The following is a 15398-nucleotide window of genomic DNA, read 5'->3' on the forward strand; positions in this document are numbered from 1 at the left end:
TTATGCATCTATGATGAAGATCGCAACCTGTTTCCAACGGTTTAACAAGAATAGACGCTGCTTCTTCTACTAAAATGCAAGCAGAGCGGACATTGAGCTCCCGAAACGGCTTACCAGCGCGGCACACGCCGTTCATAGGTGGGGTCGAACCGCTTCATATAGGCGGTATCGTCGCGTTCCTTCATCGCCGTCGCCTCATAAAGCGCCGCAAGATTGGCGAGTTTTTGCCGATCGAGCGAGACAGCCAACCCAGGGCCTTTTGGTACAGTCAGTTTGCCGCTCTCAAAGGTGAAGGGTGACCCTTCGATGACATCAACTCCCGTCCATGGGTAGTGGGTATCGCAATCATAGCTGAGATTGGGCGTTGCTGCGGCCACATGGGTCATGGCGGCAAGGGTAATGCCGAGATGCGAGTTGGAGTGCATCGACACGCCAAGCCCCAATGTTTCGCAGATTTTGCCGAGATGGGCCGAGGCCCGCAGGCCACCCCAGTAATGATGATCCGACAAAACGATTTGCACGGCGTTTTTGCGGAAGGCTTCCGCGATCTGGTCAAACTCCAGCACGATCATGTTGGTCGCCAGAGGGATCGACGTGGCGGATGCCACTTGTGCCATCTGGTCCATGCCGATGACGGGGTCTTCGAGGTATTCCAGAACACCTTCCAGTTTACGGGCCATGTAGATGGCCGTATCGACCGTCCAGCCGCCATTGGGATCAATCCGCAAGGGGTGATCTGGAAAGGCGTCGCGCAGCTTCAACATCGTCTCGATTTCGAGATCGGGGTGCAGAACGCCGCCTTTCAGTTTCAGCGACTGAAAACCATAGGTGTCGACCATCTTGCGTGCTTCGCCAACCATCTGGTCAGGTGTCAGAACCTCGCCCCATTCATCAGGCGCTTCGCCGATATGACCGGCAAATTTGAAAAACAGATAGGCGCTGAAGGGAACTTCGTCACGAACCGCGCCACCGAGCAAGTCTACCACCGGTCGACCCAGTAATTTACCCTGGATGTCGAGGCACGGAACTTCAAAGGCCGATGCCACCACATCCGTCAGCTTGTGATCGGCCACCGCTGATTTTGCGTTGATGCCACCGCCACCGGGCAATGCAGCAATCACCCGCGCTTTCAGCGCGTGGAGATGAAAAGGATCAAGGCCAATCAGTGCGGGAGCCGCTTTTCTCAGCCCTTGCAAGGCCTTGATGCTTCCGTAGCTTTCGCCCAGCCCAACCGTTCCGTCATCACAAATGACCTCGATCACGGTTCTAAGCGCGTGCGGTTGATGGACCCCCTTGCAGTTCAGCAAAGGTTTGTCGGGAATGGCAACGGGTGTGAGATGGATTTCTGCGATCCGCATAAAAACTCCTATCGCCACCAGGTGCGTGCTGCAGTCAGCGCGTCATCCAGAGGTGGCAGTTCGGGATGCCAGTGGCGTTCCCATTCGAGACTGAGAGGAAGGTGTTGGTCAGTTGGCGCAAGTGCTGCGATCAGTTCCGCCATCGGAAAATCACCCTGGCCGGGAAGCACGTAATGGCGTCGCCCGTCGTCTCCCATCTTACTGTCCTTGACATGCAGATGAACGACATTGGCGGCGATCACGTGCCACAGGGTCTTGAGATCAGATCCCTTGGCCCAGGTGTGATGGGTGTCCCATAATATCCGCGCACTCGGCACCTGCCGGATGAAGGCAGTCAGTTGCCCGGCATCGGCCAGCGCATCATGGGTCTCAATCATCAGATCGACATTGAGCCCACGGGATTGCCGCGATCTCTGCCATTGATCAAGCAGCGCAGCGCCGCGTGTCATGTCTTCGGTGGTTAACTGCTTGCCGCCGTCGAAAATCCTGAGATGTGTCGCGCCAGCGGCCTCCGCCCAGGCAATAAATGGCTCAAGGGCTGAAAGATCAGTGCTTTCAAACAAGCGGACCGATGTATTGAGAGCCACGACCTTGAGATCGCGGTTTTCAAGAAAGGTCGCAAATTTCGAAGGGCCTCCAAACTCAGCTTCAAGTGCTGCAATCAGATCAACGGAGCCGGAAAGAGCCCGCAATTCCACGCATCGGATGCCATGGCGCTGTGCCAGATCAGCGGTTTCGCGCATATTCAGCTCTGAGCAGCCGAGTGTCGAAAAACTATAATCAAACGCGCTCATGCCATACGCTCCATATCCTGTTTGTGGACGGGGTAGAGCGGGGAAAGACCCGCGACGAAACGTTCAATTTCAGTGATGGCAACATCGGCAAGTGCACGCAGTTCATTGCCCAGCGCACCAGCAATATGCGGTGTGAGCACGACATTGGGCAGATCGTAAAACGGGCTGTCGACCGGCAAAGGTTCGGGTTCTGGCGTGTCGATCAGAATACGCAGGCGCCCGGATTGCGCCCCCGATAATAATGCCGCATGGTCGACCAGCCAGCCGCGTGCCGTGTTGATGAAAATCGCATGATCAGGCATCAGCGCGAGTTCGCGGGCACCAATCATATGGTGTGTTTCCGGCAGGATCGGCGCATGCAGGGAAACCACATCCGACCAGGCGAGAAGCGGGTGCAGCTCCATTTTTGTGGCACCCAGCGCTGCGGCTTCATCGGCAGAAAGGTAAGGGTCGTAGACGGCAATATCGAACGTGCCGCTTTTAAGCAGGTCTATCACCAGCCGCCCGATGCGTGACGCACCAACAATGCCGACCTTGCGGCGATGATTGCCAAGCCAGGGCTGGTTCATGCCGCGCCGGCTGCCAAAACCACCGGTGCCACGCTCGGCCCGGTGTTCATCGCGCAGGCGAAACATGTCCTTGCCGGACAGGATGATTGCCGCATAGGTAAATTCGGCCACCGGCAGGGCCATGGCAGAGGCCGCCGTCGTTACCAGAATATCTGACGTGTCCCAGAATTCCTTTGGCGCTACCACACGAACCGAAGATGCAGCATAGGCGAGCATTTTCAGCTTCGGCGCTCGTGACAGCCGTTCTTTTGTCAGCGACGGTGTTCCCCAGGCCGCAAGAAGAATATCTGCTTTTTCAAGCGCTTTGGCACCGGCAGGACTGTCGAAATCCGTAAACGGGAAACCGGGAATAATATCTGTCACGGCGTTGAGCCGTGCCCATTCGTCTTCCCCGAAAAATCCTTCGGGCAGTTCGTCGCGCATGGCAATCAGCAGTTTCGGTTTCGTCCGGTGCTGTGTCATGCACGCACCGGACTTGAAACAGGCCTGATATCAATGCGGTTAAGTGTTACCTCCAAGGGCGCAGAACCCGGTTTCAGGATCACGTCGAGATAAAGTTCAGGTGGTGTCTTGCCCTGCCGCAGTTTCAGCGGCGGAGTTCTCAACGCACCCCTCCAATCGGTGGCCGGGAAAGGAAACAGCGTGCCATCCGGGCCGCGAAATGGTGCAAGTGCCGTGGTTTGCAGTCCGTCCTCTGCGGTATCTTTTAATCTCAGGGAAAGTCCAAGCACGCCGTTATGTGCTGGCACATCGACATCACAAATCGCCTCGATCCAGACACCTGTGCCCGGATGGATCAACTGCCCGCCAAGGCGGTGATTTTGCTCCGTCTTATCCGCCTGTGTCCGCGCCGATAATTCCGACGCCAGATTGCCTGTTGGATTGTTTATGGGATCGAAACGATCATCGCGCGGCACTATGCGATCCGTCGCACGGGGCACGATGGTTTCAAGATAGGCGGCAAGCTGTTGTCCGATAGCAAATGCACCTGTTACCGCAAAATGTGTTCCGTCATCGGAATAACCGTCATGTGGTTCGCCAAACTCATTCTCCGGATCGACCCAAGCCGCGTTCCAGTCAAAGACGTGGCAGTTGGCGTGGCTTGCGGCAAACTCGATGCCCTGCCGATTGATCCAATGTGCCTTTGCCCGTTCTGCACCACCCGCAGGCCATTTGCCGACACCTCGGGCAAGTATCGGCAAAAGGATGACAGTTTTGCCTGCCGCAAGTAGGGCGGAGGCAATTCTTGCCCTGGTGTCCGCAATCGTCTGGCGTGTTTCCACCATCATGTCGTTGGTGCCGGCATCGACAAGGATCAGGTCGAAATCCGATTGCAACAACAGTGGCAACCGGCGCTCGATCTCGATTGCCTTTTGGCCGGAAACCCCGAAATTCAGGCCACGGAAAAACCGGCTGATGCCCGGCCTGTTGCTCGGTTCCCAGCCAGACAGCACGGATGGATCGTGATGGACCGGGCAACTGAGTCTGCCATGCGACAACACCTCAGCCCAGCTCATCCAGCCACGTGCCGATGTGGCAAGTGACTGTATGTCGCCAATGTGGTTTTGCTGGACGAGCGATGTGCCAAGAATGGCAATTCTGCTCGCCCTTGGTAACGATACGGACATGGTTTTACCTGGATGTCAGGAGAACAGAACGCCGCCATTGATGTCGTAGCAGGCGCCGGTGATGTAAGCGGCATCGTCAGAAGCCAGAAACGCCACCAGACCGGCAACATCCTCGCTTGATCCTTCCCGCTTCATGGCCGTTGCACCAGCCACCCGTTCACGGACCTCCGGTTTGGTGAAGGTGTCATGGAAGGTGGTGGAGATCATGCCAGGGCAAACCGCATTGACGCGAATATTCGGACCGGTTTCCTTGGCAAGACCGCGTGTGAAGGTCATCACGGCACCCTTGGATGTCGCGTAAGCGAGCGCGCCTGGACCACCGCCATCGCGGCCGGCCTGCGATGAGAAGGTAACGATGGCGCCGCCCTTTGCCATTTTTGGCACGGCTGCCTTGGTGATCAGGAAAAGCGAGGTCAGGTTGACGTCGAGTACCTGATGCCAGAAGGCCTCGTCCATCTCGGCCAGAGACTTCCGGGCGATCAGGCCACCTGCCACATGCACCAGACCATGAATTTCGCCGAACTTGTTGGACGCAGCAGAGATTGCAGCCTCGACCTCGGATGCGTTGGTCAGATCTGCCTTGATGGCAAGTGCGGAGCGACCGAGCTTTTCGATCTCCGCGACAGCCGTGGCAGCGCCGTCAGCGGCACCATTATAGGTCAGCACCACATTGGCGCCTTCCTGTGCAAAACGGATAGCGCATGCGCGGCCGATATCCCGGCCGGCACCAGCGACGATGACAGTTTTGTTGGTGAAACGTTGCATTTGAAAACCTCGCATTGATTAGAATTGCTTGGGAAGGGAAAGTTTGAACCGCTCATCGTCGACATCGCTGAAATAGATGTCGGTCGAAAAACCCTGATCATCGATGAAGTTGAATATCCGTTTCGGTTCGTTCAGGCTGTAGGGAACGAGAAGGGTGACCAGACGATGCCGTGTCGCGGCCGGTACGGTCGTGCAGACATGGTGCTGGATATCGAGCCCTTCAAATTCCGCAGGATCGATGTCTGGAAAACCTTCAACGGCGGTGATCTGTGGTGCGCCGGCGGAGGAATAGACGAACTGTCCATAAAAACCCGCCTTTTTGCCGGTGTAGCGGAAGCTGGATCGTCCGACCTGCGGCGCGCCCAATGTGTGGCAAAGCCACTGCAGTTCCTGCGGTTCAGCGCATTCCACATCATCAACAATCACGAAATAGCTGTCGTTGACGAAATGCATTTCGCGTTCGGCCTTGCGAACCAGCGGGTTTGCCACCTGATAAGCGGCGGTTGCGTCTCCAAGGATACGGATATGGCCCGGCTTTTCCTCAACGGACACCACACGACCGGCGGCGCGGCGGGCCAGTGCCTTGTCCTTATCGGCATATTGCCCCTTGCCACCGATCAGCACGGCATTTTTTGACCGTGTCTGTCTACGCCAGTTCACATGCATCTGTGAATTGAAGGCAACGTAATACCCGGACTGGATGGCGAGATCCTCACCATAGGCATAGAGAACAAAGGCGTTCTGATCACCATGGCTGTGGCTGAGCGAACCGTAAGGGCTTGATTTAAAAACGAATTGCAGATGGCGATCCGGATCTTCCATATGCTTTTGAATGGTCACCCAGCCGATATCATCGAACACGGCCAGGGATGGCAGGTCGTTTGGTGATTGGGGTTCCACCGGCTTGTAGTCGTGGCGGTAGACGAGGTCGTCGAAATTGAGATCCCACCAACCGTAATTGTAAAAGGCCATTTCAGTGCCGGTGGCATCCTGCTTGATGCGATCAAAATACCACTGGTAATGGCCATTGCCGGTGACGCCAGCGAACTGGCGGACATTGTAACCAACCTTCAGTCCGGGCAGATCGCCCATGGTGGAATCGTCACCAAAATTGGCGCGGCGCGTGCCCGGTGCCTTGGTGTAAAGCGGGAACCGGCCGGTATTCTGGAAGAATGGGCGCTGGTAGAGATCGTAACCAATATAGGAGCGGATCAGGTTGGCCGCCTCGATGAGGTAAGCCATGCCGGTCATCCAGTAATGGGGACCTTCAGCCCAGCCGCCATCCGTGCCGGCCCAAGGGGAATAAAGCGTGGAAAGGAATTCCACGGTATAATCGAGCCATTCGCTGGCGTCGTCGTCTTCTCCCAGAAGCGAGATACAGGCAGGGGTGAGCACTGCTGACAGTGAGCGCACCGCATGGCTGTCATAGGGGAAAACGTGGATACGTGCGTGGGCAATGACATGGTCTGCCACCTCGCGTGTCCGGCGCAGCAGAACGGATTTGACCGTCTGACGTTCGTCTTCCGTCAGATGATCGTAAAGCCAGTCATATCCCCAGGCGAGTGCGACCACCACACGGAAACCGGCTTCGTCATTATAGGCACGAGACGTCGGTCCGGTCGGATCCCAGGCAGCCACCGCCAGCAACCAGTCGCGCGACCTGTTGAGGAGATCGTCCCGCCCCAGCACCCGGCCTGCGATTGCCAGGTGGCGAATGGCGTAAATCACTTCCTGGCAGTCAATATACATCTGCCGCCACAGCGTCGCGACGCGGATATTGTTGGGATAGGGTTTGGGTTCCGGCATGATTGGCCGGTCCAGCCAGGGTTTGACGGATTTTTCGAAGAAATCCGACCATCCGCAATGGTTGGGGTCTTTGGCCACGGCGTCGGAAAAAGACTTTAACTGGTCAGGGTTCAGCCACAGCCTTGGATGGCTCATATGCGCGGCGGCATGTCGCTGCGCTCTTGCCGGCACGGGCGTTTTGGGCAGTGCGGCGGTGATTTCAAAACGGCGTGTCGTGCTCCAGTTGGATGCCGGTCTTGCACCCTTCTGGTCCCACAATGCGTAACACCAGTGATAACTGCCCTGCGGCAGGGCTTCATCGGGGGTGAAAAAATTCCATGCGAGATCTTCAAAGATCGTTGTTTTCGCGTCAGAAAAATCCGAGTCTGTGGAAATGCGCAGCACATAACGCGCGCCATCATCAATATCGGGAAGCCAGGAAAAACGCGGTGGATTTTCGGTGGGTGGTGTTTGCTCGCTCGGCACGTAACCAATGGTCAGAGAGCCCGGACGGGGTTCATCGAGATGAGCTTGTTTGGCAAGGGCCGAGGAAGAGGGACGCATCGCGCTCTAACTCCTTTAAAAATATGGGGAAAAGGATGGCGGCGACAGGGCCGCCATCACGATCAGAAGTTTATTGTGCAGACTTGTATTGGCGGTCGTAGGCCGACTGCATCATCTTGATGACTTCGTCGTAACCGAGTGCGGTCAGCCGCTTTTTGTAAGCGTCCCAGCCGGTGTCGACATCCTGGGCGCCCAGCACCCAGGTCTGCTGCATTTCTGTCATATATGTCAGAATGCTTGGCCAGTAGCGGTCGAAGGTGGCTTTTTCCTCGGCGTTCAACGACACGCCCATGAACTCGTCCTTGAGGCAATTGCACTTGTCGTACATATCGATGCCTTCAAGCGCGATCTTGTTGGTCCACTGGCGTTCATATTCATAGTCCATCCAGTAGCCGCGCGGCACCTGAGCACCAACGGCCCAGAGCTGGGCATTGACCGGGTCCTTGTTTTCAAGAACTTCCTTTTTGAACTGCGGTTTGCCGTCGACCATCTCATAGGTCAGGCCTTCAACACCGAAGTTCGACAGGATGCGTCCCTGCTGGGAGAACCAGAAGTCGAAATATTTGATCGTTTCGACCGGGTGCTCGTTGGTGGCGGAAATGGCCCAGCCAACCGGCTGAACACGCAAGCGTCTTGCGTCTTCAAACCGTTCGCCAGACGCCGATTTTGGTGGCAGCATCGGCTTCAGCGCAAAACCTTCGATCTTTGGCGACAGGGCGTCGTTATAGGTCGATGTGCTGGCAAACCAGTCGTGGGTCATGCCGCCAAGGTCATTGCCCAGCAGATATTCGCGCGAGCGAGAACCACGGGTGAAGATTTCCTTGTCGATCAGGCCTTCCTTGTACCACTTGGCAACGTTTGAAATGCCGGTCTTGTAGTTTTCCTCTGCCCAGGGGTGGCGAAGCTGGCCATCATAGACGGCGAAGTCGCCATAACGCTCAGACCCTGACACGCGTGCATCCCAGAGATTGATCAGGCGAACGGCATCGATCGGTTCACGGGCGAAGTAAGGAACTTCATCCTTCTTGCCGTTGCCGTTCGGATCCTTGTCGCGGAAGGCTTTAAGGACCTCGTAGACTTCCTCAGGCGTTTCCGGCTGTTTCAGTCCGAGCTTGTCGAGCCAATCCTGGCGAATGAACCAGCCGCGCGAATATTTGCCATCTGGAACGTAAGGAATGAAGTAGAGCTTGCCATCCGGTCCGGAAATCGCGTTGCGAATGTCCTTGTGGCTGTCAAAGAATGCCTTGAGATTGGGGGCATGTTCTTCGATCAGGTCATCAAGCGGAACGAACGCACCTTCCAGCCCGTAGCGGATAAAATCTTCCTTCAGGCCACCGGAGGCATCGCCACCGATGATGTCAGGTAGATCACCCGATGCGATCAGCAGATTAAAGGCATCCCGGCTGCTGGTTGTCGCCAGTGACGCGACATTGCGGACGTGGATGTTGGTAATCTCGGCTGCCTTCTGCTCGACCGGCCACTTCTCCGAATAGACGTATTTGTCACGGAAGTGAAAGTGGATGGTCAGTTCCAGTGGGTCTTCGGATATCTTGCCGGTATCCTGCGCCAAGGCCGGCAAGGCCAGTGTTGCTGCTGTCATCAACGCCAGAAGGGGCGTGCCTTTTCGTAGTTTTCTCACAGGTTCTCCTCCCTTGTGCTGCTACTCTTTCACTCCGCCCAGCAGAATTCCTTTGGTGAAATACTTCTGCGCGTAGGGGTAAATGATGAGGACGGGGATGATCGACGCGATCATGATTGCTGAGGTGACCGTCTCGAATGAATAATTGGCGGTCAGCAGGCTAGAGGCGAATTCGTCGTTTGAATTGAGGTCGACGATGACGCGTTTCAGATAGACCTGCAGTGGGATTTTTTCTTCGCCGCGCAACAGCACCATGGCCCAGAAATAACCGTTCCAGCGCGAGACGACGCAAAATAGCGCGACGGTAACGATGGCCGGTTTGGACAGTGGAATGAACACTTTCCAGAGCAGTTGAAGTTCACTGGCGCCGTCCATCTTGGCGGCTTCCTCGAAGGATTTTGGCACCGCCTCGAAGAAATTGCGCAAGAGGATGACGTTGAAGGCGCTTGCGGCAAAACCGATGATGATACCAAAGCGGCTGTCCAGCAGACCAAGATCGCGCATGTTCAGGAAGAACGGGATCATGCCGGCATGGAACCAAAGCGTAAAAGCAATGGCGATGTTGAAGAAGGTCCGGCCGCGCAGGCGTTTGCGCGACAGGGCATAGGCGCCTGGGATCATGATCAGCAGGCTCATGAACGTGCCGCCGAATGTGTAGATGAATGTGTTGCCGTAGGCGATCCAGAACATTCTGTCGGACAGCACATGTTCATAGGCTGCGAGCGTTACATCTACCGGCCACAAGGTCACGCGACCGGCGGTCACCGCTGCACCCGACGAAATGGAAACGGCGGCCACATAGATGAAGGGGTAGAGTGTCGACAGGACAAACAGACCCAGAAGAATGGCATTGGCCCAGCCAAAGATCTTGTCGCCACGGGAATAGAGATTGAAACTAGCCATCTTCAGCTCCTCACCAGAGTGACGTCGACGAGACTTTTCGGCTGATGCGGTTTGCCGAATAGACGAGGACGAAGGCGATTACCGCATTGAACAGTCCGGCGGCCGTGGCCAGATCGTACTGTGTGCCTTGAAGGCCCGTGCGGTAGATGAAGGTCGAGACAACATCGGCGGTCTCGTAGGTGGATGGGCGGTAGAGAAGAATGATGTATTCGAAACCGACCTCGACCAGATTGCCAATTCGGATGATCAGCATGATGACGATTGTCGGCAGGATGCAGGGCAGGGTGATGCGCCACATCATCTGCCAGCGCGAGGCACCGTCAACCCGTGCGGATTCGTAAAGTGTCGGGCTGACGCCAGCGATGGCGGCGAGATACACGATCGACTCGAAACCGGCTTCTTTCCACACCGATGAGCCGATAAAGACGGGTCGGAACCACTCGGGTTGGGTGAGGAAGTAGATCGGCTCCAGACCAATCGCTTTCAGCAGGATGTTGACGATGCCGATGGAGGGCGACAGGAAGTTGATGACGATACCGGCAACGATCACCACTGATATGAAGTGCGGCAGGTAGACGATGGTCTGCGCCCAGCGTTTGCCAACCTCGTTCTGCACTTCGTTGAACATCAGCGCGAGGATGATCGGCACGGGAAACGCAAATATCAGGCCGAGGCCACTGATGGTGATGGTGTTCCAGAAGGCACGCACAAACATGTCATTCTGGAAAAGCTCCACGAAGTTTGCAAAGCCGACAAAGGGGCTTTTTTCGATACCGCGAAAGATCGAAAAATCCTGAAAGGCGATGATCAGGCCATACATGGGTTTGTAGAGAAACAGCGCAAACCAGATGGCCAGCGGAGCAAGCAGCAAATAAAGCTGCCAGTCGCGACGCAGATCCTCATAGAGATCATGCAGGCTTTCCTGAAAATACTGTTTCATGACCGCGCCCCGCTTGCCACCTTGAGCGAACGGCCGCTGGCTGCATCGAAGACGTGAACGCGGCTTGTGTCGATGCCAAGTTGGGAAATGCCATTGAGCGCGTGATCGGCATAAAGCGTTTCTGCCTTGGCGATAAAGGACTGGCCATTGATCTTGCCGTGCAACAGGGCTTCTGCGCCAAGAGGCTCCACCAGATCAATGGTGCAATTCAGCACTTCAGCCTGCTCTCCTGACCTGACCGACATGATTTCGGGGCGAATACCGAGCTTGACGGATTGACCCTCTGTCGCGTTTTTCGCAAACGCGTCAGGGATCGTCAGGCCTTGGCCTGAACCACCTGCAATAACAGCCTTGGTAACGCCGTCCCGCTTTTCGATCACCGCATCAAAAAGGTTCATGGGCGGTGAGCCGATGAAACTTGCAACAAAGGTGTTGGCCGGCTCAAGGAACACTTCCATGGGCGAGCCAACCTGCTCGATATTTCCGCCATTCATGATGACGATACGGTCCGCGAGCGTCATCGCCTCGACCTGGTCGTGGGTCACATAGACACTGGTGGCCTGCATGCGCTTGTGCAGCAGCTTGATCTCTGCGCGCATGTGAGTGCGCAGCTTGGCATCAAGGTTCGACAGGGGTTCATCGAACAGGAAAATCTTGGGACGACGCACAATGGCACGGCCCATGGCGACACGCTGGCGCTGGCCACCCGAGAGGTCGGCGGGCTTGCGTTTCAGATAGTCGGTCAGGCCGAGGATCTGGGCGGCTTCGGCAACAGCCTTTTCCACCACATCCTTTTTCTCGCCCCTGACGCGCAGGCCGAAGGCAATGTTTTCTGCCACGTTCAGATGCGGGTAAAGCGCATAGTTCTGAAACACCATGGCGACATCGCGGTCTTTCGGCGCGATCTTGTTGACCACGCGGCCATCGATGGAGACGGTGCCGTCAGAGATGTCTTCCAATCCGGCGAGCATGCGCAAGGTCGTTGATTTTCCGCATCCCGAAGGTCCAACGAGGACCACGAATTCCTGCGGCTGAATGGAAAGATTGATACCATGCACAACTTCAAGGGCGCCGTAGCGCTTGACGACATCATTAATTTGAACTGCGGACATGAAAGGCCCCTCCTCAAAAGCCTTGAATGTTCAGTCAGGCAGGGGCCTTGGCTCCTCGTGACACGCGCTTTCTGGTGACGCGCGTGTTGACCTGCTCGATGAAGGTCCAGATTTTGGGGTTTTTGGAGAGCTCTGCGATCTTCGATTCCAACGATCCCAGATGGCACTGAACGGCATCACGTGCCGCTTCGACATTGCCGGACTCGATGGCATTCACGATCGCTTCGTGTTCTTCGATCACCTTTTCGGTGCGCCGGACAGCAAACACCCGTTTCAGGTGGCGCATGCGGTCCATTTCACCCTTTGCCTGATTAACAACGCTCCATGCGCCGGGCAGACGGGCAGCAGTGAAAATTGTGCGGTGAAACTCTTCATCCAGCAGGAAGAAATCGGTGAATTCCTCGTCTTCCGCCGCAGTGCGCTGCTGGGAAATACAGGTTTTCAGCCGTGCGATATCTTCAAGTGAATGCCGTTTGGTCGCTTCGATGACGGCGCCTTCTTCAAGTTTGAACCGGATGAAGCAGGCCTCCATGTAACGCTGCACATCGATCGGCGAAATATAGGTGCCGCCTTGCGGCACCACAGTGACAAAACCTTCTTCCGCAAGCCGGATGATGGCTTCGCGTACCGGCGTCTTGCTGACATGCAAGAGTGCGGCGATTTCCTTTTCGGACAGCGCCCGGCCCGGAAGCAGCTTTACCTCGACAATCAGTTTGCGAAGCAGCGTATGGATGCGGTTGGTCATGTTTCCATCGGCCGGCAAGTCTTGCGGCGTGACGAGATCAGACAAAGGCAGCGATGGAAATTCAACAGCGTTAGACATATCAATAACCAAACTGAGATATCAGAATATAACTTGACATATCTGTTGTTTTTTAGAGAGTCAAGCTGGTGATGACGAGGGAGATGTCGCCTTGCCCAAAATTCATCCGGCTTTTCTGCCGACAGCATTTTCATCCACAGGGTCAAACACCCTGGTTACAAAGCCTTTTTAGCCCGGATGGGCACAATTTACGGAAATGATGATGAACCGTTCGAACAGCGAGAAATGACCATGAACCCGGCAACCCGTGAAAAACTGATGGGCGTATCCGTCGCAACTTTGTGCTCGGCGCTCTACAAACGTGGCCTGAAAAACCAGACGATCCAGGATGTGCGCCCGGTGCGGGCCAAGGGTCGTAACATGGTGGGGCCAGCCTTTACGCTGCGCTACATGCCAGCCCGAGAAGACCGTAATCCGATGTCGGTTTTTCGCGACCCAAAACATCCGCAACGCCATGCCATCGAAACCTGCCCGGAAGGGTCAGTGCTGGTGATGGATAGCCGCAAGGATGCGCGTGCTGCCTCGGCCGGTGACATCTTGATCACCCGGTTGATGGTGCGCGGTGGTGCAGGGGTGGTGACGGACGGCGGCTTTCGCGATGCGATGACGATTGGTGAACTGGATATGCCAGCCTATCACAACAGGCCATCCAGCCCGACTAACCTGACACTGCATGAAGCGATCGATATCAATGTGCCGATCGGCTGCGGAGATGTTGCTGTTTTCCCCGGAGATATCATGGTGGGCGACGACGACAGTGTCATCGTTATCCCGGCTCAGATTGCTGACGAGATTGCCGATGAGGCAGTTGAGATGACGGCCTATGAAGATTTTGTCACGGAACGGGTCAAGGAAGGCCACACGATCATTGGTCTTTACCCGGCAACAGATGAGAGCAATCTGGCGCTGTTTGCGGAATGGAGAAAGGCAAACGGGCGGTAAGCCGACAATGCGGCTTTATCAGACCCCGCAATGGAGCGGGGTCTGATACAATGTCTTTGATCTTAGTCTTCAAGGCCGGTGGCAACGACGGAGATCTTGAATGCACCTTCGAGTGTCGGGTCAAACGACGCGCCCATGACGACGTCGGTTTCTTCGCTCACCGCCTCACGAACAAGCGTCATCGCTTCATCGATTTCATAAAGCGTCAGGTCACGGCCGCCGGATATCGAAACAAGCGCGCCCTTGGCATGTTTGAGAGACGGCAGGCCAAGCAGCGGATTGGAAATCGCTTCGGCCGCTGCGAGCGATGCACGGTTTTCGCCACGCGCTTCGGCGGTTCCGATCAGGGCGCGTCCGCCGCCCTTCATGACATAGACCACGTCGGCAAAATCGAGATTGACCAAGCCGTCACGCAGGATGAGATCGGTTATGGATTTCACACCAAGCGCCAGGACCTTGTCGGCAATTTTCAACGCGCTGTCGAATGTCGTTCCGGGATTGGCAATTCTGAGCAGGTTCTGGTTTGGAATGACAATGACGATATCCGCGGCAGCCAAAAGACCATCCACGCCCTGCTGGGCAGCCTTGAGGCGCTTGGTGCCTTCGAAGCTGAAGGGAAGTGTGACAACGCCGACGGTCAGGATGCCTTTTTCCTTGCAGGCCTGCGCGATGACAGGTGCGCCGCCCGTGCCGGTTCCACCACCCATGCCCGCGGTGATAAAACACATGTCGTAGCCAGCAAGATGATCCATGATTTCATCCATGGTATCGATGGTGGCCTGTCGTCCGATTGCAGGATCCGCACCAGCGCCAAGGCCGCCGGTCAGTTCAGGGCCGAGCTGAATAAAACGCTTTGCAGCGGTGTTCTTAAGCGCCTGTGCGTCGGTGTTCGCTGCAATAAAATCAACACCATAGTCAGCCTCCGCGATCATGTTGTTGATCGCGTTGCCGCCGCCGCCACCAACGCCAATAACGGCGATTTTAGGGGCGGTCGGGGAGGTATTCATATGCTGCATTTTGTTCCTCGTTTGTATTCCATGCGTGCCCCCACCTATCAGATTTGCGAGTGTTGCACTATGTCATTTGAGGTGCATTTATTCGCCGTTTAACCTTTTGTCGTTTCGTCTTTTTCGACGGCTGATTTGGTATGGTTGCCCTCATATCAGGGTGCGTAATCCATGCTCAAACCCTTATGAGAACGACGAAATTGTCGCTCACTTCGTTTCCAGCGCACATCAGTTTCCGACCTGTCGAATGCTTTGAAATGGCTGATTGACCGCGCATATCATGCAATCGAATCTCGTCCGTTTTAAGCCGTAAAATGTGTGTCGCCTGGTTTTGCATCGCTGAATCAATGCACGGGATGGCTTCGTGATTCGGGCAAGCACAACAGCAAATTTATTTTGCTGTTGCGGGTGGTAAACTGATTTTCGGGTTCATATATCTGCGTCAGATATGCCCTTGGCGAGTCTTCTTTCGCCATTTCGCGGCAAGTCTGGGATTGGTCGCGACGGTTTCAAAATCTCAAAAAATTGATTGTAGCGTCACCAAATTTCCTGCTATTAGTAAACACGAA

Annotated in this window: 13 protein-coding genes; 1 reads left to right on the top strand and 12 read right to left on the bottom strand. The window is 55.6% G+C overall.

Annotated elements, in window-relative coordinates:
* Window positions 1-110 precede the first annotated feature (110 nt).
* The 11 genes from RT613_RS12470 to RT613_RS12520 form a co-directional block, all read right to left on the bottom strand.
* Complete coding sequence (locus RT613_RS12470) at window positions 111-1358, bottom strand: glucarate dehydratase family protein (protein WP_313615767.1); 1248 nt, start codon at window positions 1356-1358, stop codon at window positions 111-113.
* A gap of 8 nt (window positions 1359-1366) precedes the next feature.
* A complete protein-coding gene (locus tag RT613_RS12475) occupies window positions 1367-2152 on the bottom strand; it encodes a TIM barrel protein (RefSeq protein ID WP_313615769.1) in 786 nt (261 codons plus the stop codon).
* On the bottom strand, window positions 2149-3183 hold the full coding sequence (locus tag RT613_RS12480; RefSeq protein ID WP_313615771.1) for a hydroxyacid dehydrogenase: 1035 nt from the start codon (window positions 3181-3183) through the stop codon (window positions 2149-2151). Before RT613_RS12480 ends, RT613_RS12475 begins: the two co-directional genes overlap by 4 nt.
* The gene (locus tag RT613_RS12485; RefSeq protein WP_313615773.1) at window positions 3180-4349 is read right to left on the bottom strand and encodes an SGNH/GDSL hydrolase family protein; all 1170 of its coding nucleotides are present in this window, start codon (window positions 4347-4349) and stop codon (window positions 3180-3182) included. Before RT613_RS12485 ends, RT613_RS12480 begins: the two co-directional genes overlap by 4 nt.
* 15 nt (window positions 4350-4364) lie before the next feature.
* Window positions 4365-5114, bottom strand: a complete 750-nt coding sequence (locus RT613_RS12490) for an SDR family oxidoreductase (protein ID WP_313615775.1) — start codon at window positions 5112-5114, stop codon at window positions 4365-4367.
* Window positions 5115-5132: 18 nt separating this feature from the next.
* Window positions 5133-7463, bottom strand: a complete 2331-nt coding sequence (locus RT613_RS12495) for an alginate lyase (protein WP_313615777.1) — start codon at window positions 7461-7463, stop codon at window positions 5133-5135.
* 70 nt (window positions 7464-7533) lie between these two features.
* Window positions 7534-9063, bottom strand: a complete 1530-nt coding sequence (locus RT613_RS12500; protein ID WP_313615849.1) for an extracellular solute-binding protein — start codon at window positions 9061-9063, stop codon at window positions 7534-7536.
* Window positions 9064-9123: 60 nt separating this feature from the next.
* Window positions 9124-10005 carry a carbohydrate ABC transporter permease gene (locus tag RT613_RS12505; protein ID WP_313615778.1) on the bottom strand — a complete coding sequence of 294 codons (882 nt, stop codon included), beginning with the start codon at window positions 10003-10005 and terminating at the stop codon, window positions 9124-9126.
* A 10-nt stretch (window positions 10006-10015) separates the two neighbouring features.
* Window positions 10016-10945 (bottom strand): sugar ABC transporter permease, encoded by a 930-nt coding sequence (locus tag RT613_RS12510; protein ID WP_313615780.1) that lies wholly within the window; start codon window positions 10943-10945, stop codon window positions 10016-10018.
* Window positions 10942-12057 carry a sn-glycerol-3-phosphate ABC transporter ATP-binding protein UgpC gene (locus RT613_RS12515; protein WP_313615782.1) on the bottom strand — a complete coding sequence of 372 codons (1116 nt, stop codon included), beginning with the start codon at window positions 12055-12057 and terminating at the stop codon, window positions 10942-10944. Before RT613_RS12515 ends, RT613_RS12510 begins: the two co-directional genes overlap by 4 nt.
* Before the next feature lie 34 nt (window positions 12058-12091).
* Complete coding sequence (locus tag RT613_RS12520; RefSeq protein ID WP_313615784.1) at window positions 12092-12880, bottom strand: GntR family transcriptional regulator; 789 nt, start codon at window positions 12878-12880, stop codon at window positions 12092-12094.
* Between the two features lie 231 nt (window positions 12881-13111).
* Between RT613_RS12520 and RT613_RS12525 the strand changes: the two genes are divergently transcribed.
* Entirely contained in the window at window positions 13112-13822 is a 711-nt protein-coding gene (locus RT613_RS12525; RefSeq protein ID WP_313615786.1) for a ribonuclease activity regulator RraA, read from the top strand.
* A gap of 62 nt (window positions 13823-13884) precedes the next feature.
* On the opposite strand, the gene ftsZ is transcribed toward RT613_RS12525, so the two are convergent.
* Complete coding sequence (ftsZ, locus tag RT613_RS12530; protein WP_313615788.1) at window positions 13885-14838, bottom strand: cell division protein FtsZ; 954 nt, start codon at window positions 14836-14838, stop codon at window positions 13885-13887.
* Window positions 14839-15398 lie beyond the last annotated feature (560 nt).

This window comes from Agrobacterium sp., assembly GCF_032092815.1.
In the GTDB taxonomy this organism is placed as follows: Bacteria; Pseudomonadota; Alphaproteobacteria; order Rhizobiales; family Rhizobiaceae; genus Agrobacterium.

Excerpts from the sequence above, each read along its gene's own strand:
- RT613_RS12470 (WP_313615767.1), bottom strand. The coding sequence starts at position 1,358 with ATGCGGATCGCAGAAATCCATCTCACACCCGTTGCCATTCCCGACAAA.
- RT613_RS12475 (WP_313615769.1), bottom strand. The coding sequence starts at position 2,152 with ATGAGCGCGTTTGATTATAGTTTTTCGACACTCGGCTGCTCAGAGCTG.
- RT613_RS12480 (WP_313615771.1), bottom strand. The coding sequence starts at position 3,183 with ATGACACAGCACCGGACGAAACCGAAACTGCTGATTGCCATGCGCGAC.
- RT613_RS12485 (WP_313615773.1), bottom strand. The coding sequence starts at position 4,349 with ATGTCCGTATCGTTACCAAGGGCGAGCAGAATTGCCATTCTTGGCACA.
- RT613_RS12490 (WP_313615775.1), bottom strand. The coding sequence starts at position 5,114 with ATGCAACGTTTCACCAACAAAACTGTCATCGTCGCTGGTGCCGGCCGG.
- RT613_RS12495 (WP_313615777.1), bottom strand. The coding sequence starts at position 7,463 with ATGCGTCCCTCTTCCTCGGCCCTTGCCAAACAAGCTCATCTCGATGAA.
- RT613_RS12500 (WP_313615849.1), bottom strand. The coding sequence starts at position 9,063 with ATGACAGCAGCAACACTGGCCTTGCCGGCCTTGGCGCAGGATACCGGC.
- RT613_RS12505 (WP_313615778.1), bottom strand. The coding sequence starts at position 10,005 with ATGGCTAGTTTCAATCTCTATTCCCGTGGCGACAAGATCTTTGGCTGG.
- RT613_RS12510 (WP_313615780.1), bottom strand. The coding sequence starts at position 10,945 with ATGAAACAGTATTTTCAGGAAAGCCTGCATGATCTCTATGAGGATCTG.
- RT613_RS12515 (WP_313615782.1), bottom strand. The coding sequence starts at position 12,057 with ATGTCCGCAGTTCAAATTAATGATGTCGTCAAGCGCTACGGCGCCCTT.
- RT613_RS12520 (WP_313615784.1), bottom strand. The coding sequence starts at position 12,880 with ATGTCTAACGCTGTTGAATTTCCATCGCTGCCTTTGTCTGATCTCGTC.
- RT613_RS12525 (WP_313615786.1), top strand. The coding sequence starts at position 13,112 with ATGAACCCGGCAACCCGTGAAAAACTGATGGGCGTATCCGTCGCAACT.
- ftsZ (WP_313615788.1), bottom strand. The coding sequence starts at position 14,838 with ATGCAGCATATGAATACCTCCCCGACCGCCCCTAAAATCGCCGTTATT.